Genomic DNA, 20,946 nt, shown 5'->3' with positions numbered 1-20,946 from the left:
CTGGAGTTCTCAACCGCTGAGGAGGCCTCCCGTGCTCCGAGTATCGCTCCGCCTCCGCCACTCATTCCTCGCGCTGGCCCTCGCCCTGCTCGCCCCCTGGAGCAACGCGCTGGCCGGAGCCCTCGCCGCTCCCCGCCCCAAGGCCGCACCCGCAGCGGCCACGAAGGCGGGCACGAAGGGCGAGGGCGCCTCCAACACAGCCGAGGAGGATGACCTCGCGGCCCGGCGGCTTCTCAAGCGCGCGCAGGATCTCCTCCTCGCGCGCGAGACGGAGCGCGCGGTCAAGATGCTCGAGGCCATCGCCGACCAGTACCCCAACAGCCCCGTGCGCTTCGACGCCTGGCTCGCCCTCGGCAAGCACCATCTGGAGGCTCACGACCAGGCGGCTGCCATCGCGGCGCTGCGCCGCCTCAACGACCTCAAGAAGCCTGACGAGGAGCTTTCGGGCGCAGCCAAGGAACTCTACCTCGAAGGCCTGTACCTCACGGGCGTGGCCTACTTCCAGACCCGCCAGTACGCCGCCGCATTTCCGATTCTCCGCAAGATCACTGCCAACTACCCCAACACGCTCTGGGCGAACCAGGCCTACCATCACATCGGCCTGTGCCACTTTGCCCAGGGCAACTGGAACAAGGCCATCCAGGCCCTCAGCCTGGTCGGCACCTTCGTGGACCCCAACAGCCCGGCCGTCGAGTATGCCGAGGCCGGCCGCAGGTTCTTCGTGAAGGTGCAGGACACCGATCTGCCCATCCTGCACCGCCTCGGCAAGCCGATCCAAGTCCAGCTCTCCACCACCCACGGCGACAAAGAGACCATTCCCTGCACCCCGCTGGCTCCCGACCAGGGCATCTTCATCGCCTCCATCCCCACCGACCTCGCCTCCCCCAAGCCCGGCGATGGGACGCTTCAGGTCACCGGCGGCGATTCCATCACGGCCACCTACCTCGATGAGAACACGCAAGAGGGCCACCGGGGAGTCGCGCGCGAAAAGGTCGTGCGCGTGGTCTCCACGGCTCAGCTCCGCTTCACGCTCGGCACCTATGAGTCGCGAGCCAACGCAGCTTTCCTCGGGCAACCGCTGACGGTGCTGCTGCAGGATGCCGACCACGACACCTCGCCTCAGGCCGACACGGTGACCGTCCGCATCCTCTCGCGGTACCGCGAGACAAGCGACCAGCCGGCCCCCGCCGAGGGGCTGGGCGCGGCCGTCGCCGCGGCGGGCATCGCCGGGGCGGACGAGGACACCCGCCCCGTCGTCCGCGACGAAGTGGTGCTCACCCTCACCGAGCTCGGCGAGCCGCCGGTCCACACGGGCCGCTTCGGCGCCACCGTTGCCATCCAGCCCGCGCGCGAAGGCCAGCCGATTGACAAGGCAGACCAGATCCTCTCCTGCCTCGTCGGCGACGAGATCGTGGCCACCTATGTAGACGATCTCCACATCGCCGGCTCCACCCCCCGCGAAGTCACCGCCCAGCTCAAGGTTGTCGGCGAGATCGATAGCCGGCCCAGAGCCACCCAGAACGTCGTGCCGGACCCCCTCCTCAAGACCAAGAAGGAGCTGGTCGAGGCCACCGCTTATCTGGAACTGGCCAAGATATTCAAGAGCATGGGCCTCACCCAGGGCGCCAAGGAGAAGAGCAGCCAGGGGATCGAACGGGTGGACGCCATCCTGAGCCTCGAGGCCCCCATCCCCAGCGCGCTCCGCGAGGAAGCCTTCAAGCTCAAGTGGGAGCTGTACATCGCCCAGGACGATTTTCCCAACGCCATCGCCACCTGCCGCCTCTTCCATCGCCTCTACCCTAACAGCCCCTTCGTGGACCAGGCTCTCATGGGCATCGCCGCCATCCGAGTCGACCAGAACGACCTTCCCCAGGCAATGGCCGTCTATCGCCAGATACTCGCCCTGCCGCACTCGCAGGCCAAGGCAGAGGCCCAGTTCCGCCTGGCCCAGTGCCTCGAAGCCCAGGCCGCAGCCGCGCCGCGCCGAGAGGGGGCGCCCACAGGCCCCTCCGAGGCCGCTATCCAGCAGTACAAGCTCTGCGCCGACCGCTACCCCGACAGCCCCTTCGCCGGCCAGGCCCTCGCCAAGCTCGTGGACTACCACGTGGAGGCAAAGGACTATGCCCGTGCCGAGGATCTTCTGACGCAGATCTTCCAGGACTACCCCGACGGCGACTTCCTCGACAGCATGCTCCTCAAGTGGGTCATCGTGGCCTACCGGATGAACGACATGCCTAAGGCCTACAACAAGTGCTCCCAGCTCCTCTTCGAGTACCCCGCGAGCCCCCATGCCGCCAAAGCCAAAGAGATCCTCCCCAGGATCGAGGCGAAGATCAAAGGGGCCGCCGAGGAGACCGACGACAGGAAGGCAGACTGACACGAAAGGTCGCGCCCATGAGAACCGTCGCGCCCGAGCCGCTCCTTCTGGGGCTAGCACTGGCTGGGCTGGCGTTCGCCGGCCAGCCCGCCCCCAAGGCCGAAGGCCCCGCCCAGCCTCCTCCCAAGCAAGCGCAACCCGCAGGCCCGGAAGACGCCTTCGAGCAACTCGTCCTGCGGGTTCAAGCCGATCCCGGGGCGGCCACTGAGAAGGAGGTGCTCGACCTCCTTGCCGACGGCCTGCGCCTGGGCCGTTGCCACGCGGCCTCGGTGGCAGCCAAGGTGTATCTCGCTCAGAACTTCCGCGTTTCGCCTGCTTTGCTGCGCCTCGCGGCGGAGACGGCCATGTTCGCCGGCGACTTCCGCACAGCGGCCTCGCGCTATAAGGCGGTCGCCACCGCCAACGTACCCCCCGACGAGGCCTCGCAGGCCGCCGCTGCTCTGTACACGATCCTGGCCGACTTTCTCGACGCGCCCGACGATCTCTATCAGTTCATGATTGCCCACGGCGAGAAGCTCCGCAGCCAGCCGGCCGCGCGCAAGTTCGACACCTGGCTCCTGGACCAGGCCCGCCGCCGCCGCGACTACGCGACCGCGGCCCGCTGGCTCAGCCTCGTCTATGCCGACCAACTCCCCGTCGAGCAAGAACGGCTTCACTTCGCCGAGTACCTCGACTGGCTCCTGCGCGAGATTGTGAGGGGCCAGGACGACCAGTTCGCCGCCCTCCCCTACTGCAAAAAGCTGCTCGCCCTCATCCGCGACGACCGCCGTCGGCCCCTGCTCTACGCCATCCACGTCGCCAACCTCGAGTTCAAGGCCGGCGCCGCGGGGAAAGACAAGGCGGCCCTCGACAACGCCTTCGCCCCTGTAGCCGCCGCTGCCAGGGCCTATCTCGACGCATTCCCCTCGGCCAACACCGTCAAGGAGATCGTCCACGCCTTCACCGACGGCGGCGCCGCGGACCGCTTCGATGGCAATGCCTGGAATCGCCAGTTCGCGCCTAAGAGCAGCTTCTTCGTCCAGGCCTTCGAGAGGCTGCCGGATCCCGAGCGGCAGGCCCTGCTCGAGTGGCGTCTGCCCCAGAGCGGCCCCGTCGCCCCCTGGCTCGCCAATGCGGAGCAGTGGGCCGACCTGGGAGCCAAGCATGCGGACCTCTTCCGTCGGACGCCCGCCATCCGCCACCTGCCCTTCGTCACCCGTCCCGCCACCCGCGACCTCTACAAGAAGCAGGCTCAGTTCCTCCAGGGCGTGCCCTCGCGCGCAGCCGCTGTCATCAACGCGATGGCCGCAAGTGACGATCTTCTCCAGGCGATCGAGCATCTTGTACGCAATGAGTCCTGGCATCTGCAACCGAAGGACGCCCTCGAGTTGTTCGAGGCCGAGCTCTGGCCCGCCCACAAGGCTCTTGCCGAGAAAGCCGGCGCCAAGCTCCCCGCCGATGCCCGCGACAGGGCCATCGCCCATCTCGGAGCCGAGCTTGCCAAGACCCCAGGAATCCTAGACCCCCGCGCAGCCGAGGCGTTCCTCGAGAGCGCCTGGGAGTGTGGCACTGGAACCAACCGTGAAGACAAGGCGAAGATGCTCGAGCACATCGCCGCGCTCCAGTGGGTGCCCTTCGACCGCCGCGACCGCAAGGAGATCTTCGCCAGACTGCATGCGCGCTTCCGCACCTGGGCAGACTGGGTCCGCCGCGAGGCCCGCGCGAAGGCCCCCCAGATCGCTTCCGAGCTGACCAAGCAGATTGTGCCCATCGAGGAGGCCATCCGCCGCGCAGCCGACCAAGCCGGGCCTGATGCATCCAGGGCACCTAGCCCGCTCTGCCAGGTTTTCGCGCTCACAGTGGCCGCCGAGCAGAATCGGAATCAGGCGGAGTTCCTCAAGCAGGCCCGCGCCCTGTATCCCTTGCTGAAGGATTGCGAGGCCAAGAAGACGCCCTTCGGGCGCGCCGCCCTCCTCCAGGTCATGGCCAACAAGCCGCCCGCCAACGGGCAGGCCGATGGCTTCGACAAGCTCGCCTTCCAGACCGAGGCGCTCGCAGACCTGCTCACGCAGTACGACCCCGCGACGCCGAACGCCTGGGTCGAGGAGCTATGCGACGCAGCCGTGCGCGTGCAGCCCGATCGCAGCTTCGGCCGCGTCCCCGCCCCGTTTCGCAACCGCACGCTGGCACTCAACGCCGTCTTCGAGAAGGCCCTCCTCGATCTCCTCGCCAAGGACAAGTTCGCTCCGGCCCTCTTCGAGATGTTCCGGGGCACCCGCGTCGGCGACAACTGGACTGCGAAGGATCGCGGCGACGCCGTGCTTGTGGCGCTCATAGAGAAGAGGGCACTCGAGCGCTCTTCCTACCGGCCCCACGAGGCGGTGCGCAGCGCCACGTGCAGTCTCCAGTGGCTCGTCCGCAACGAGTTCCCGCGCCTGAACGACAAGTACCCAGTCGAACGCTTTTTCGACGACCTCTTCGTCGAGGAGGCTGCCCGGACGAAGGTCCTCGACTGGCGTTACTGGGATTTCGGGCTCGACGAGAAGAAGAAGATCGTGAATGCCGCGGCGCGGCTGCTCCAGACGCACGACACCCTGCCTCCCCTGGGCGAGCCCGGCGGCATGTCGCGCGCGGAGTTCTGGAACTGGCACGCGCGTGCCCTGGGCGCCGAGCCACAGATACGCGACGCCATGGCCGCGCGCATCGAAGCCGCCTTTGGCAAGACACGCTTCGACACCTACGCCATGGGCCGCTCCTGGTTCGCCACGGCGGCCCCCCCCGCTACCGAGGCCGGCCGCAAGGAGTTCTTCAGCCGTCTCGCCGCCTACTGCGACAAGGTGCGCAGCGCCCCCGAGCGCCTCTCGCCGCCCTTCCTCGGCCAGATGGAGAAACTGGTGGACCCCAAGACCCTCTCCAAGGCCGAACTCGACACGCTCCTGAGCATCTTCCCCTCCACCTGGCTGCGCACCGGCGCCGCGTGCGTGCCCACCGTGTGGCCCGAGCGCTGGGGCTTCGAGACCCTGGCCTCGATCGTCGCGCAGGCGGCGATCGCCCAGGGGCGGCCCGCCGACCTCTACCCACTGGTCCCGCACTTGTGGAAGATCGCCGGGGACACTCGCAGTTCCACGCTTCAACATGATCTCGCCCGTCTGGCGGCGCAACTGGTGGAGCCGCCCGCTGCCGAGCCGGGCGCGCAGGCCAGCGACATGAGCGACCTGGGACTCCTCCTGGCAAGCGTGGGGCTGGACTTGCTGAAGACCGACCTGCTGGAGGACACGCGCAGCACGCTGGCCGCCCTGCGGTCGAAAACCCTCTCCCGGGTGGGGAGCGTTATCCCGGTCAAGCGTGACGACCGCCGTTACCCCCTCTACGCGGCCCAGGTCGCGTTCCTCTCCGGCCGCCAACCCAGCGCCTGGGAGCTTGCCCTGGGCCACAGGCAAGTCCTTCTCTCGATGGTTCGCGAGCTCGACCCTGCTTTCACCATCTGGCTCATCGGCAAGTACACCGAAGCCGGCGAGCACGACGCGGCCGAGGCCCTGGCTCGTCAGATGATCCAGTGGTTCGACGCCGTAACCGACGGCATTGCCCCCGAGACCCGCGCACGCCTGCTGCTCGCCTATGCCGGCATTGCGCTGGGCCGCGGCGAGTTTCCCAAGGCGCGGGCCCTCTTCGAGCGGGTGGCCACGGCCAAGGAGTTCGAGGCCACGCCGGCCCAAGCCGACGCGGAGATCCACGTGGCCGAGGTGGACCGCCTGACCCGCCGCTTCGATGAGGCCACCCGCCGCCTCGAACGCCTCACGCACGCGAAAGACCGCGCGTTGCAGGCCGAGGCGTTCTATCAACTCGCCCTCGTGCGATTCGACCAGGAAGAGTACCGCGAGGCCCTCGCCGAGATCGAGCAGGTGCTGGCGCGCACACCCGATCACGCGCTGGCCCGCATCCTGCAAGGGCGCACGCTGGTCCGGCTGCGCAAACTCGAGGAACCCACCGAGATCCAGGTGGGCACCGCCACGCAGCGCCGCTTCATCGTCCCCGGCAAGCCTCTCAAGGTGAATCTCGAGGACCACAACCTGGCCGTCGTAGGCTCCGCCGCACACATCGAGATCCGGGCCTGGACGGACTCGGGCGACGAGGAGGTGTTCGCTCTCGCACCGTTCGGCGACTCCAAGACGAAGTTCGTCGGTCAGATCCCGACCGAGCTGGCCCCCGTGGCCAAGGGCGATGGCCGGCTCCAGCTCCTGGGCGACGACACGGTGCGCTACGACTACTCCGAGGCATTCAAGAAGGCCCACAATATCGCGATGGCGGCACCGCAGGCCCTGCGCGTGGCGACCGACGGCGAACTGCTCGCTTCCTCAGGCAGGATCCTGTCGAAAGAGGAACGCGAGGCCCGCGCACTGGAGGAGATGATCCGGCAACGCCTCGGAGACAAGGACGAGCCCGAGCCGCAGGCGGCCCTTAGCACGGTACGCGCCGCCAACCAGATCAAGCCAGGCAACAAGATCAACATCCGTGTCGTGGACCCCGACCGCAGCGTCACCGCGGCCAAAGACACCCTCTCCGTGCGAATCTCCACGACGAGCGGAGACGCCATCCCAGCCTTCACGCTAACGGAGACAGACACCCACAGCGGCGTCTTCGAGGGCGCCGTGCCCACCACCTCGGGCCAGCCGACAGCCTTCGCCTCGGACTCCCAGGATGGCGCGGACCCGAACTTCGCGATCTCTCCCCGAAAGACCGCGGGCCAGGACGTGGCGGAGTACCCGTCCTGGGTGGCTCTGCCCGACGGCGTGGCGCCGAAGTTCTACAGCATTGACCTCAACGACAACGTGGCCTTGGGCACCATGACCCTGCTGGCCAATGTGCCGGGGCGCAAGCTCAAGAGCTTCCTTGTCCAGACCTCGTTGAACGGCAGGGATTTCGCCACCCGTGGGCAATGGCCCGGCGACTACAAGCCATGGGATGGCTCGCTGCGCCTTGAGTTCGTCCGGTTCGGCGCGCCCGCCGGCGCGGCTCAGGGCGCGCCGCCCACCTCGCTCGCCGACTTCACCCAGTACCTCGACACCGGCTACCTCCGCAGCCAAGCGCCCAGGGTCGCCCTTGCGCCGAAGGCCTTCGCCGCCAGGTGGGATGCGTCGCTGGAGGGCCAGGCCCAGGCCCTCGGCCTGACCGATGACGGCCCGGGGAGCGCGTACGTAGCCCACCTGTACGGCGCCTTCTACCTGCCGCAGCGCAAGGCCCGCACCCTGGAGCTCGACACGAAGGAGAAGACGCAGAACATCCGCTATCTCCTCACTGTGGACGGACAGCCAGGCGACACCCCCACCCACGTGCGGCGCTCCCTCGCCAAGGGCGTGCACCGCGTGGACCTGTACGTGGCCGCGAGCCGCAAGACCGAGCCTGCCTTCGAGCTACTCGTGGACAGCGAGGAGCCGCCGTTCCTCAGACCGGCGCCTCCCGAGATGTTCGATGTGTTGAAGAACCCGCAGGTTGCCGCCAGCCTTCAGCTCGAGTCGGCCAAGGTGTCGGCCTCGCAGGACAACGCCGCCTTCCAGGTGACCTTCCCTGCTGGGACACGCGCCCGGGTGATCCGTCTTGCGCTCACGAGCTTCGAGACCGATGCGCCGGCCATCCATCGGATCACACTCACCAATGCGGCCGGCGACACGGTGCTGCCCACACGCGAGGACTTCGCCACACTGCGCCGCAATCAGGTGCTCGAGATCGTCCCCGGGGACCGCGTGACCGTGACTTATGATGACCCTCGAGCCCTCACCGAGGGCCAGGAGGCGCACGAGGCCACCCTCACGGCCACCTTCAGCAATGCCACGCTGAGCGCCTGTTTCGTCGAGTTCGACGGCGAGGGAGCGGCTCGGCGACCTCGGTACATCCCCATGCGCCGGTTTAAGCCGGGAGACCGGATCAACGTCTTCATCCAGGACCCCGACTGCGACACCACGGAGAAGCCCGACACGGTGACCTTCACGGCGAAGACACCGGCAGGGAAAGCCGTGGAGATGCCGGCGCTCGAAACGGCACCTCACTCGGGAATCTTCGTGGGGGCGCTCTTCCCCGTCGGCGGGCCGCCGCAACGCGACACCGAGCTCCAGGTGGCGCCCGGTGACGACGTGACCATTGCCTACCTCGACCGCGAGAACACCGATCCTGGCATCCCGTGGGAGCGCACCTGCCTCGTCGAGCAGACCGTGTTCGAGCCCCCCCAGTTGCGGATCTACGAGGTGGCGTCGCGAGCGCTGACGGAGCCGGAGTTGCAGGCCGCTGCCACGCCCCCCCCAGGACCGCCGACCGCGGCGACGCAACCGCAGGCGGCGGGGGCTGGCGCAAACGGGACCCAGGAGTTCGTGCCCGCGACACGCGCGATGACGGCCACCTGGCCCGAGCAGGCGTCGGCCGACGCCTCTGCCGCCGGACCGATGCAGACCAAGCCGGCCTCGGTGCTCATCCATGGGCCAATCATCGTCGAGGTGCTGTTTCCCTACATCGCGCAGTCGCCCGAGAGCAAGGCGACAATCTACGTGCAGACCGCCTCGGGCCGCAAGGCCCTGGGCGCCGAGGCGCAAGGCCCCTACGACGTGCGGGCGCCGGGCACGCTCAGGCTCGAGGCCCGGCCCGCCAACGCCACGGTGGCCTCCGTGGCTCCGCCGCCAGGCTACCAGAGCGTGGCCGTCAAGGCGAACCCCTTCGCCGGCGATGCCCTGGAGGATGGGCGGTTCACGTTCGCCGTGCCCACGGAGCTTGCGAAGGTGCCAGAGCGGTCCCTCGTCACCGAAGACCCCGAGGCCCAGGAAAAGCCTGCCCTCGCAATCAGGGGGGGTGACGAGATACTCGTCGGCCTGGAGTACAAGGACCCGGCCGGCCAGACCAAGTGGCAGGTGGCCCGCGCCACGCTGCAAGCGGATGCTTTCTTCGACATTCTGGACCCGCGGTGCAAGGAGATCATCGATGGGGTCTTCGTGGGCGAGGGTTTGTGCTTCCGCGTGATGGACCCCGCTCGGGACACGACGGATGATAAGGACACCGTGGCCGTCGAGGTCGAGACGGCCTCCGGGGCGAAGCAGAAGCTTGAGCTGGCGGAGACCTTCACCCACTCGGGCGTCTTCAAAGCCACCGCCAGAGTGGTCTTCCGTGACGATAAGGCAGAGGCCAAGGAACCCGGGGCGCTCCTGGTTTCCTATGGAGATCGCATCACGGCCGCCTACGCGCGCCCTGGCGGTCAGGAGCGGATCGAGCGGGCCGTGACCGTGCACAAGGGCAGCGACGGCGACGTGGTGCCGTTCACCAAGCAGTTCGCCGACCCCCGGATGGCGGTCCAGACGCAGTTCGCCATGGCGGAGGCCTACTTTGAGCTGGCCAAGCGCCATCGGGAGCTGGGCCAGGAGGACCTCGCCCGCGACGAGATCGCCCAGGGCAAGAAGCTTCTGGAGGAGGCCATCCGCGACTTCCCCGACACCGAGGCCCGCGCGCAGGCGGACTACCTGTTGGCCGACCTCGCCCTCGAGTTCGCCGGCGAGACGAAGGATGAGGAGGCCAGGAAGAAGCACTACGCCGAGGCCATAACGCGCTTCACCGACATCGTGGCGACTTACCCCGACAGCCCCTACGCGCCGAAGGCCCAGTACAAGAAGGCCCTCGCCTTCGAGAAGATGGGCATGATTGACCAGGCCTGCGAGGAGTACGTCAAGCTGTCGTACCGCTACCCCGACAACGAACTGGTCGCGGAGACCATCGCGCGTCTGGGGCAGTACTTCCTGTCGAAGGGCAAGGAGCTGCGCGCTCAGGTCGCGCCTGACGCCACGGCCGTCGAGCGCGAGAAGATCGAGATGCGGGCGCGCGAGATGTACAAGACAGCCGCACAGGTGTTCGGCCGGCTGGCCGTGCGGTTCCCCACCCACCGCCTTGCCGGGCGCACCCTGGTGCTCAGCGCCCAGTGCTACATGCAGGCTGAGGAGTATCCCAAGGCCATCGAGGTCTTCAGGGCCGTCACGCTGGACGCCAAGCTGGAGCCGGAGCTGCTCGCCGAGGCCATGTACTGGTGGGGCGACTGCTACACGAAGCAGAAGGATTCGGTGAACGCCTACCGGGTGCTCAAGCGCCTGACCTGGGACTATCCAGCGAGCAAGTGGGCCAAGTTCGCCCGCGGCCGCCTCACCGAGGACGCCCTGATCCAGGCGGGCGAAGCCGATGAGAAGAAGAAGTAGCTCCGAGCCCACGGAGCGGCAGCAACGAAGGCCATCGCATCCGTCAGGCAACTGGAGTCCTGGGCGCCGACGACATGTCCATGCACCGTGATGCCTTGATTGACGAACTGCCGCCCCCGCTGTGCGTCCCGCTGGAATGGGGCTCCGGGCCCCTGGCGGCCATGCGCCCGGCCGAGCGTCGGCTGGCGCACGAGTTCCTGGGGGGGGAGGCGGTCTATTTCGCGGTGTGCACGGGCAGCCGGACAGACGTCGGGCGCTGGCTCGGGCCGCGCCGACTCTGGGCTCTCGCGCTGCGGAGCGACTTGGCCCTCGTCGCTCACGGCCCCAGGCCTTTCGCCGAGCGGATTCCGTTCTCGCTCCTGGGCGAGAGCACGTATAACGCGGTCACCGGCGAGCTCGTGCTCGCGCCCGGCCCTCACCATCGGGTGCGCGGGCTGCGGCTCGAGCCACTCGAGGGCTATCAGATGCTGGCCCAGATCCATCGAGAGGAAGACACGTATGCTCCAACTGCTGGTTGATGGCGGCCCCCTGATGGTGCCCCTGGTCCTGTGCAGCGTTTTCACGGTCGCCGTGCTGCTCGACCGTGGCTACGCCTTCTACCGGCATGGCAAGCTCGACACGCGCGCGCTGCGCGCCAAGGTGCTGGGCCTGGTGGAGGAGGACCGCGTGGACGAGGCGGCGGCCCTGTGCGCCAACACGCCCAGCCCGGTGGCTGCCGTGCTGCTGGCCGGGCTGCAATCCTACGCCCGCCACCGCCCTCTGGCGTCGCGCGTCGAGTCGCTCCTCGCCCTGATGGAGAAGGCCATGTCCGACTGCACGCAGCACGCGATGACGGCGGTCGAGAAGCGCTTCGCCGTGCTCACCACGGTGGGCAGCGCCGCGCCGCTGTTCGGCATGACCGGCACGGTGACCGGCATGATCGGCTCGTTCGGCGCGCTGTCGGCGGCCGGCGTCGAGGCGAGTGGGGTAGCCTCGGGCATCGCCGAGGCCCTGATCACCACCGCGGCCGGCCTCCTGATCGCCCTCGCCGCCGTCATCCCGTACAACATCCTCGTCGCCATGTCCGGCCGCATCGAGCTCGAGATGGACGAGGCGACCTCGGAACTCCTCGACCTCATCGCCATCCGCGCCGGCGTGCGCCAGTAGGAACCTCCCATGCTTCGACGCGAACGCCGCCAATATGGGCTGGACGACATCCCGGTTGCGTCGTTTTCCGATATCGCGTTCCTGCTGATCATTTTCTTCATCCTCACCACCACGCTGGTCGCCACGCGCGGCTTCCTCACGGACTTCCCTGCCGGCCAGCGCTCGGAGAAGCAGGACGAAAAGAAGGCGACCACAGTGACCCTGCGAGACGGCAAGGTGCTCCTCAATAACTCCCCGGTGGATATCCCCACGCTGCGCAAAGAGCTTCGGGCTCTCAACCTCCGCGACCGAACCGGCGATGACAAGGTGGTCATGCTCGAGTCCGCCGGCCGAGTGGAGTACCGCGAGTACTTCCAGGTCATGGCCGCCGTCACTCAAGCGGGCGGCACGCTGTGCATCGTGCGCGAGACGGGAGGCGACTGATGAGGACCCCACGCCGCCGTCGCCGCCGGGCGCGCATCATCATTCCCGTGGCCAGCATGGCCGACATCGCGTTCCAGCTCATCATCTTCTTCATGATTTGCAGCAACTTCGCGCGCGATGCCGGCATCTCGGTGCAGCCGCCCCCGGCGCCCAACCTCGAACGTCTCCGCGAGAGTCGCACCGCGGTGGCCATTGACGCACAGGGGCGCATCTACGTGCAGGGCCGCCGCATGCCCGACGCCCGTTCCGTGGAAACCGAGGTCGCCGAGCTCCTCCGGCGCGCGCAGACCCCCGATGCGAGAACCGTGCTCTTCCGCTGCGACCGGGCAGCGGAGCGCGACCTGTTCGAGCCTGTGATGGATGCCATCACCCGGGCCGGCGGCATCATTGCCGCCGTCGGTGAACCCGAGGAGAAGCAACGCTGACTCCAGGAGATGTGCCATGCCCCCCGAACGTCCCGAGATCGAGCGATACGCTCCCGACAAACTCCTTCTTGGCTTCTCGAAGACTCGAGTGGCTCAGTGCTTCGCCATTGCCATCGCCATTCATCTGGTGGCCGCGGCGGCGACTTCGGTGGGCTACATCCGCGATCACTGGATCGATCCCGAGGGGGCCGCGCGGCGCAGAGCTGAGCAGATCGAGGCCAGGAAGGCCGAGGACATCAAGGCATCGGCTCCGGCGCCCGAGCGCCCTCCGGCTCCCAAACCCGGCGCGGCCAGGCAGGACGAGCCCAAGGCCAGAGACGCTGCCTCGACAGACGACGAGGCCCGCAAGAAGTCTCCCGTGATGAAAGAGATCACCGACTTGCCCAAGAAGGGCGAGATTCCCAAGCAACCTGACGATCTGGGCCTCTCGATTGACGAGACGAACAAGTGATTGCGCTGCGTGAGCCGCGCCGCTGCACGGGCAGTGCCGACGGGGAGCAAGGCAGGTGATGTGAGCCCATGCGACGAAGGCTCGAGAAGCATCTTCCGTGCATCCTGTGCCTGCCGTTCGGCGTGCTGGCAGGAGTAGCGGCGCGCTATGCGGTGATGCTTCCGTGGCTGTGCCGCGCACAAATGGATTCCCAGCAGGCCGCCGCGCGGGCCTTCGCCGACGCGGAGATTCCCGGCCTCGTCCATTCCTTCGCGGTGCTCTGCGGCCTCTTTGCCGCCTTCTTTCTGGCATCGAGTTTCCTGGGCCTTGTACGCAGACCTTGGGGGCTTGCCCTGCTGCGCGGGGCCTGCGTGGCGGCGTATCTCCTCGGGCTGGTCTATGCCTACGTTGCCTGGCGCGTCACGGGGGCGATGCGGGTGGCCGCCACGACGCCTGAGGGGTTGTCCCCGAGTGCTGTGGTCGTGGCCGGTTGGCGCTGGAGCGCGCTGTGGCCCGTCCTGGCTGCCTTCGCCCTCGTTGCCGTGCTGCACATCACCTCCCTGCGCCGCGTCACGGTGGGCCTCTATGCGGGGAGGCCCCCTTCGGGGCCGCTCCTGGGCGACCGCATCGTCGAGAATCTCCGCACCCACGGGTACGACCCGCGCTACCGCAAGAGCCTCATCGCAAGCGTCCTCACCCATGCGGCGGTCATCCTGCTGCCCTTGCTCCTGGAAACCTATGGCTGCGTACGCAACTACCTCGTCCCCTTCGGCAGCGGCAAGCCGGCCGTGGCCATCGTCCAGTCCGTCCAGCGCCGTGAACGCAAGAAGCAGAGGCGCTTCGTCCTCAACCCCAACTCGGCCATCTATTTTCACGTGCCCGACCTGGATGACTCGGAGATTCAGCGCCAGGTGGAGCAGATGACGCAATTGACGTACGCCGCCGACCCCAACTCGGTGAATGCCAAGATGGGCGCAGGGGGCGGCAAGAAGGGTGGCTGGCCCGAGGGCATGGGCAACGAGCCGGTCCGCTTCATCCGCCTGGAGTACAGCGGCGAGGACTGGGACGACGGGATGGACGCCCGGACCCGCGCCGACCTGAATTTCCTTCAGGAGTTCCGCCGCGTGACGGGTTTCCGCGTGGCGGCGCGCTCCGAGAGCCATCCCATCCGTCTCCTGCGGAAGTACAGCAAGGGCTATGCGCCGCCCTTCGTCTACATGACCGGCACGGGAGCCATCAATATCCCGCAGGGCGACCTGGCTGTGCTCCGCGAGTACCTGCTGGGGGGCGGCATGCTGTTTGCCGACGCCAGCAGCGCGCGGTGGGACAGGGAGTTCCGGGCCTTCGCCAAGGCGCTCTTCCCCGACAAGCGCCTGGTGCCGATCGCCGACGACGACTCGATCTTCCAGATGCCCTACGCCTTCCCCAACGGAGCGCCGCCCCTCTGGCACCACGGCGGCATGGACGCTATGGGCATCAAGCACAAGGGGCGATGGGTGGTCTTCTACCATCCAGGGGACATCAACGACGCCTGGAAGACGGGCCATTCGGGCCTCTCGCCCGAGCTGGCCAAGGGCGCGTTCGAGATGGGCGTGAACATCATCTACTACGCCTTCACGCACTACCTCGAGGCCACCCGCAAGTACCGGAAGTGAGTGACGACTGACAGGCAGAGAGTGAGGCAATGGACAGGCTGTTCGCGTACTTCGGCGTGGTCGGCATCGCCTCGGTGGCGGCATGGGCAGCGGCGTTCGTGCTTCTCGTGGCCTTCGCGCGCAGCCGCCGGCGGACGATGGCCTACGTCGCCGCGGTCGCCCTGTCCATGGCCGGCTTCGTCCTCGCCAAGGTCAATTCACAGAGCATCAGTGAGATCGAGGTAGACCGAACTGCCGAAGAGGCCGCGCTACGGGCCGCGCAGGCCAGCGCCTCCGAGGGCAAAGCAGCCGAGCCCCAACCTCGCGAGCCCGCCGAGGAGCCCGTCTATGCCTACCGCAAGGCGGGAAAGCAGAAGCGCGAGGCGGGAGCCGTGACGGCTGGCACGCCCGACAACATACCGGCGTCCGAAGAGCCGGACGTTTCCCCGGCGCGGCGCCTGCCCGAGGCCGACGTCCTTCGCGCCGACCGCTACGACCGCATCAACCTCTTCTGCGCCCGCCTCGTTCCCTGGCTCGCCCTTGCGCTGCTGGGTTACGACTACCTGAGCCGCTTCAATCGCACCCAGGGCTATCTGCCACCCATTCCCATCGCCGGGCGGATGATTGACGCCCTCTGGCCCAAGACGCGCGTCGTCCACCTCCAGGTGTCCGGCCCTGCTGCGCTGCGTGCCTACCTGGCCGACCTGGTGCGAAAGGGCGAAACCTTCATCTACCTGGGCGAGAGCGACCCGTTCGAGTCTGAGCCGCCGCTCTACCGATGGTCGCTGTGGAAGCTCCGAGGCCGGCCCCTCCGCAAGGTGACGGTGGACGACCCAGGGTTTCCCACGAGCGAATTCGTGCTCGACGCGGCCTGGTTCGGGCGCTACTGCTTCGTCGTGACGGACAGCAGAGTTCTCCGGAGGCTGCTCGCTGACCTCGTGGGCTACCTGAGGGCCTGCACCCGCTCGCGCGCGGCGGCACGCCGCACGGTTCACGTGGTCTGGCACTATCCCGCCCCGATGCCGCCTGAGACGCTGACGGCATTGGCCGAGCTTTGCCGCGAGACCAACTTCAAGCTGGCCATCGCCGCCGCCGGCTCGCCCGCGAAGCAGTTCGAGTCGCTGTTCGAGGAGCGTCTCGTGCTCCGCGCCTAAGGAGCTTTCGGCGATTCGGCGTCTTCTGCATGAGCCGCCGCCTGAAGGCGGGCCTCCGAACCGGGGGGCGCCGTTGGGAGTCCCGCCCTCAGGTGGTCTTGCCACTCCGCAAGGCGCGGCGCCGAATCGCTGGAAGCTACTTCCCCTCACTCACGAGCTTGGCGCGAATCGCCAGGCAGAAGTCGCACTGGCATTTCTCGCCGCCGGTGACGAGCAGCGGGTTGCGGCGAACGCTCTCCGTGGCGGCGTCCACGGCGTCGCGGGCGCGCATCAGGTGGATCGTGCCCTCGCCCAGCGGAGCGGACCGGAGTTGCCCCCGCTGCCGCATCGCCTCGTAGCTCGGCTCGAAGTTGACGTGCCACGGCACGTGACGCACGACCACCTCGCGCGGTTTCCCGCCCTCCATCACATAGGCCAGGAAATCCAGGAGGAGCAGCCCGTTCCGCTCATCGCCCATGTGCATGGTTGTGTTTGCCGCGAGCTTGCAGAGCATCAGAATCCAGGCATCCAGCTCGTAGAGCTTGCCGAAGGCGCCCTCGGGAGCGAAGACGGGCCGGTCGGGCGTGTGGCCGCTCACGATCTCGGCGGCCCGCGGTCCGAAGGCTGCAACCGAATGGGTCGGGTGCGGGCTGCGGAGCACCCCCTGGCGCTTGCGAAACGCCTCGGTGACGGCTCCGACGCGCGAGGGTGTGGTGGCGGGGTCGTAGGGAGGCCGGCCAACCCACGAACAGCTCAAGGTCGGCATCGCCAGTGTGCCTTCAGGGCCGACAGCGTCGAGCAGCGCGTCAATCACCGCATCGGCACCGCCCTCGATGTAGCCGAACTGGCTGAGCGACGAGTGGACCATGAGGACCGCGCCGCGGGGCACCCCGAGCACGTCGAGCGCCGCGCGAACCTCGTCGCGCCTGAGCACGGGCCGCAACCGCACGAAGCCGCGCGCGGCGAGGAACTCCACCGTGTCGTTCAGGTGCGCGAGGTCTATCCCCTGCCCTTCGAGTTGCAGCCACCGCCATACCTCGAGGGCCGTGCGCTTGCCGTTGCAGCGAAAGAGCGCCAGATCCAGCCAGTGCGGAGCGCCCCAGCCCACGGCCAATCCCGTCTTGGCTTTGAGCTCCTTCCGCCCAGCCTCGTCGAGCGACTCGAAGCACACCGAGCCGCGGAACGTGCGGACGGGTACCAGGCTCTTCGCGCGCTCCTGTTCTCTGGCCGGGGGCTTGGCCGGTACGGCCGGCTTGGCGCACATGCCGAGACGCCGGGCGTAACGCTCATCCCCGCGGGCCGCCCTCACCTCGCGTCGGGCAAAGGCGGCGAGGCACCGGCCCAACCGTTCGGCATGCTGAACGATCTCCTCGCGTTCGAACAGGTGCGACCAGGGACACAGCCACTCTCGGTGCTTCTCGAGGTTCTCGCGCGTCGCCGCAAGCGAGCGGGCAGGGACTAGGCGGGCGAGCCACCTGAGGCGCTCGCCGTTCTTCGCGGCCAGGTGCTCGATGCGCTCGGGCGATTCGCCGCGCTGGGCCGCCTGGACCACCTGCTCCTTTGCAAATGCCAGCGTCAGCCGCGCGAGCCAGGCCGCTTCACGGAAACCCGCCGTGGCGAGGAACGCGCAGTAGGTGGCCGCAACCCGGCCGAAGTGCGCCAGCGCCTTGGGCGAGATGTGGTCGAGGGTGTCGAGCGACGTGTGGTAATACGCGTCGGGCCAGCAGCCGAGCACCGCCATGGGCGCTCCGACCGCGGGCTCCCCGAACAGGTTGTCCACCAACGCCCCCTCGTCAGTGCGGAAGCGCAGGAGCGGGTCGTCGCGGCCGAGGCGGCGCATCAGTTCGACGGCCAGCGCGTCGGTGGCGGCGGGCAGCGCCGCCCAGTTGGTGAGCAGGGTGGCGCGCGCCCGCGCGTCGCTGAGGTCGTTGCCCACCATGTCGAGGTTGATGCCTGCCACGAGGCGCCGCAGGTGGGGCCAGTTGGCCAGGAACGCCTGGTAGCCGCGCACTTCGAACGAGTAGACGATGCGGAGGCCGCGCTGGAGCCTCGGCAGCTTGCCCGCTTCGGCGAGCGCCTTAATGGCCCGAACCACCTCAAGGCCCAGGGCGCAGCCCGAGCTGTTGTCGTTGGCTCCGGGCTCGCACAGGTGCCCGGTAAGGGCGATCTCCTCGCCCGTCTCGCCGGGCAGCAGGCCCGTCACGAGCGGCAGCACGCCGCGATGGCGCCGCGTCTTGACGACGGCTCGCAGTCTGACCACGGGCCGCGCCTTGAGCAGTTCGCGCAGCCGGCGCCCATCGGAGGGGGCGAGTGCGAAGCCGAAGCCTGCTTTGGGCGATTTCCACGGCGGGATGGTGTAGTTGTGCCACTGGGCCGCGTGGTCGAAGTGACCAGGGGCCTTCTCCTGGGGCGATCCGGCCAGCCTCACCGCATCCGAGATGACCCCTGCCGCCCCGCGCTCAAAGGCGTTCAGCCCTGTCTCGATGCCCACGCCGTCCGCCAGCACGATCTTCCCCGCCACGTCCACGCCGTCGTACGACTCCGCCTTCGCCGCATTCTCGACGGCGATCACCTCGGCAACGACCCCCTCGGGCGGCGTGGCGGCCGAGTACATGAACAGGCTCATCGGGCACGAGCGATAGTCGGCGAGGCGCCAACCTCCCGCGGGTTCGAAGCCTGCGGGGGGACTCGACAGCGGCGGTTCGGCAGGCTCAACGAGTTCGAGCCAGGCATCCTCCGCATCCCACGCTTCGGGCATCACCCAGCCGCCGAAGGAGGTCGTGCCGTCGGCGGGGTACTCGATCACCTGGACGTCTGCGAGGCCGGTCTCACGCATTATCGCGGCGATCTCGCCGGCCGTCTGCCGCATCTGCTCAAACGAGTTCCAGCGTGCGTGCTCCCACAGCCGCGCCGTGTAGTCGCGCGCGCTCTCGCCCGAAAGCTCGGCTTTCACTGCCTGCCAGATCGATTCGTACACGGCTTCACTCCTGGCTGCTCTTCGCGTACTCGGCGTATGCTCTCCTGAGCGCCTCCTCGTCGGCCTCACCGCGGTGCACCCAAACGCGATAGCGGCAGCGGACGGGTCGGCCCGGCTCCAGGTCCCTGGACTTGACGCCGGGCCAGCCGACGCACAGGCAGCCATAGTGGCGGGTGAGCCAGGTGGGCGGGAAGTCGGGGTGATCCTTGGCGATGAAGATGGCCACTCCGCTGCGGCCGGGGGCGCCGGGCACCTCGCCCGTGATGTCGGCCCACTCCAGCCGCGTGTCGGCCAGGTCCTTGCCCTTCGACGGCCCCTGCGAGGTGAGGATCGCCGTGTCCTTGCGCTTGTTGGCGTCCGGCTGCTCCCTGCTGGGGGCGAAGCGGATGTTGAAGCCGCCATAGCTCTTGCCCGCCGCGCCCCACAGCGTCACCGGCACGTCCAGCGCCGTCCAGGTCAGCTCGAAGTCAATCGCCCGCGAGTCTCTTGCGGCGGGGTGAACGGTGATGACCAGGCCCTCCTTCACGACCTTCTTGTCGCCCACGTACCAGCCGTTCTCAGCCTCCAGCACGGCCGCCTTGGCGGCCGCCTCCTGGCGGACGACCCGCTCCTGCTTGTAGTAGATGCCCTGTGGAATCCACGACTGGACGCTCTTGCCCTCGACTTTCATGCCCGGCCAGGCCCAGAAGACGCCGCGATGGTGGTAGTGGTCCCTCGGGAAATCCTCGGTGAGCACTTCGCCATCGAGGCCGTAGAGCGGGTGGACGTAGCAGGCGCGGTTGTAGCGCTCGGGCACACCCTCCTTGCCGATCATCCCGTGATTGTAGACCAGCACAGGCCGCTCGCCGTCCCAGAGGCCAAGCGATTTGTCGTTCACCGGCTTCCACACAAAGCCCTGCTCTGAGGCGGAAGCCCATGATAGGACAGACAGGACGGATAGGACCGATAGGACGATGCGGCGCATGGGTTCACCTCGCGCTCCAGGGGTCAGAAGGTCCTCACGGGCACGGCGGCGCCCTTCCGCTCGGCGGAAACATAGGCGCTGTAGATGGTCGAGATGGTGTCGGCGGCCAGGCGGCTGTCGCTCTCGGGCCGCTCGCCCGACGCGAAGCAGCCATAGAATGCCTGCATCTCTTGCGGATAGCCCGTCGTCCAGTCCTCGTCGGGCGACATGGCGGTCCAGCCCTCCTTCGTCTCGATCTTCTCGACGGTATAGATGTCGGCGAACCGCTCGCGTTTGGGGTTGTAGACCTGCATCGAGGTGTTCGGGTTGATGTGGCAGAGGGTGCGGTGGTTGTTGGCGGCGACCTCGAGCCAGTTGTGAATGCCGCCGAGGATGATGTCCGAGGCGAACACGGTGGCCACCGTGCCGTCGTCGAACTCCACATGCATCATCGAGAAGTCGTCAATGTCATGGTAATTGCAGCGGATGTGGCCGGCATCCTGGAACGCAGGGAGACGGGTGATGGCGTGGGCTCGGGCCGAGACGCTGGCAGGACGGATCGGCTTGCCGTGGCGGGCGCGGCCTTCGACGCGCTTGAGGTAGAGCGCGGCGGTGAGCGGATGGCAGCCCTTGCCGATCATCACGCCGCCGCCCGAGAACTTCCAGAAGGCATAGGTGGCCGCGTGCGAGCCCGAGTGGGCCTCTTCGCCGTGAATCCACAGGATCTGGGCGCCCGTCTTCTCGACGATCTCGCGTTCCTTCTGCACCGAAGGGGCGTACACCCAGTTCTCAGCGTAGCACAGCATGCCCCGGCTGGCGGCTTCGGCAGCGAGGATGCGCTCGACGCTCGCCAGCGCGTGGTCGAGGGCCACTTGCTTCGGAAAGCGGTCGCCGTGGAAGCTCTCGGAGCCATCGCCGAAGTAGCCCGTGAGCGGCTTCTCGCACACCACGTTGCGGCCGCGCTCGAGCGCGGCCACGACCACCGCCTCGTGCGCCGAGGGCGGCGTGCACACGTGAACCACGTCCACCGCTTCGATCAGCTCTCCCAGGCCGTCGAACGCCGTAATGCCGCGTTCCCTCGCGTAGCTCGCGGCCATCGCGGCGTCCACGGCGTACGTGCCAACCACCTCGACGTTCACCCCGAACACGCGCTTGAGGTTCTCGAAGTGGAACCGAGCGGCGAAGCCCGAGCCCACGATTCCCGTGCGAAGCGTCTTCTTCTCCATCGTCGTCGCCCCTCGATTCAGTGGGCCAATCCAC

12 protein-coding genes are annotated in these 20,946 nt (G+C 68.0%); 9 read left to right on the top strand and 3 right to left on the bottom strand.

The features are described from left to right. Positions 1–31 precede the first annotated feature (31 nt). The 9 genes from PLE19_10150 to PLE19_10110 all read left to right on the top strand — a co-directional run bounded on the left by PLE19_10150 (position 32) and on the right by PLE19_10110 (position 15,787). Positions 32–2,377: a tetratricopeptide repeat protein gene (locus PLE19_10150; GenBank protein ID HPD15303.1), complete on the top strand. Its 2,346-nt coding sequence runs from the start codon at positions 32–34 to the stop codon at positions 2,375–2,377. Between the two features lie 17 nt (positions 2,378–2,394). Beyond that, complete coding sequence (locus tag PLE19_10145) at positions 2,395–10,575, top strand: tetratricopeptide repeat protein (GenBank protein HPD15302.1); 8,181 nt, start codon at positions 2,395–2,397, stop codon at positions 10,573–10,575. Between the two features lie 80 nt (positions 10,576–10,655). Continuing rightward, positions 10,656–11,093 (top strand): hypothetical protein, encoded by a 438-nt coding sequence (locus tag PLE19_10140; GenBank protein ID HPD15301.1) that lies wholly within the window; start codon positions 10,656–10,658, stop codon positions 11,091–11,093. Continuing rightward, on the top strand, positions 11,074–11,721 hold the full coding sequence (locus PLE19_10135; GenBank protein ID HPD15300.1) for a MotA/TolQ/ExbB proton channel family protein: 648 nt from the start codon (positions 11,074–11,076) through the stop codon (positions 11,719–11,721). The genes PLE19_10140 and PLE19_10135 overlap by 20 nt, the downstream gene beginning before the upstream one ends. 9 nt (positions 11,722–11,730) lie before the next feature. Beyond that, positions 11,731–12,144, top strand: coding sequence for a biopolymer transporter ExbD (locus tag PLE19_10130; GenBank protein ID HPD15299.1), 414 nt, complete (start codon positions 11,731–11,733; stop codon positions 12,142–12,144). Next, on the top strand, positions 12,144–12,569 hold the full coding sequence (locus tag PLE19_10125) for a biopolymer transporter ExbD (GenBank protein HPD15298.1): 426 nt from the start codon (positions 12,144–12,146) through the stop codon (positions 12,567–12,569). Before PLE19_10130 ends, PLE19_10125 begins: the two co-directional genes overlap by 1 nt. Before the next feature lie 16 nt (positions 12,570–12,585). Next, a complete protein-coding gene (locus tag PLE19_10120) occupies positions 12,586–13,020 on the top strand; it encodes a hypothetical protein (protein ID HPD15297.1) in 435 nt (144 codons plus the stop codon). A gap of 68 nt (positions 13,021–13,088) precedes the next feature. Then, a complete protein-coding gene (locus PLE19_10115) occupies positions 13,089–14,654 on the top strand; it encodes a DUF4159 domain-containing protein (GenBank protein ID HPD15296.1) in 1,566 nt (521 codons plus the stop codon). Between the two features lie 29 nt (positions 14,655–14,683). Further along, a complete protein-coding gene (locus PLE19_10110; GenBank protein ID HPD15295.1) occupies positions 14,684–15,787 on the top strand; it encodes a hypothetical protein in 1,104 nt (367 codons plus the stop codon). A gap of 136 nt (positions 15,788–15,923) precedes the next feature. Here PLE19_10110 and PLE19_10105 read toward each other — a convergent pair whose 3' ends face one another. The 3 genes from PLE19_10105 to PLE19_10095 form a co-directional block, all read right to left on the bottom strand. Beyond that, positions 15,924–18,743 carry a DUF4910 domain-containing protein gene (locus tag PLE19_10105; GenBank protein ID HPD15294.1) on the bottom strand — a complete coding sequence of 940 codons (2,820 nt, stop codon included), beginning with the start codon at positions 18,741–18,743 and terminating at the stop codon, positions 15,924–15,926. Positions 18,744–18,747: 4 nt separating this feature from the next. After that, positions 18,748–19,632, bottom strand: a complete 885-nt coding sequence (locus PLE19_10100) for a PmoA family protein (GenBank protein ID HPD15293.1) — start codon at positions 19,630–19,632, stop codon at positions 18,748–18,750. A gap of 98 nt (positions 19,633–19,730) precedes the next feature. Beyond that, positions 19,731–20,912 carry a Gfo/Idh/MocA family oxidoreductase gene (locus tag PLE19_10095; protein HPD15292.1) on the bottom strand — a complete coding sequence of 394 codons (1,182 nt, stop codon included), beginning with the start codon at positions 20,910–20,912 and terminating at the stop codon, positions 19,731–19,733. Positions 20,913–20,946: the final 34 nt, after the last annotated feature.

The sequence above is a fragment of the Planctomycetota bacterium genome, assembly GCA_035384565.1.
GTDB lineage: Bacteria > Planctomycetota > PUPC01 > DSUN01 > DSUN01 > DAOOIT01.
This window is presented reverse-complemented; position numbering and strand designations above follow the sequence as displayed.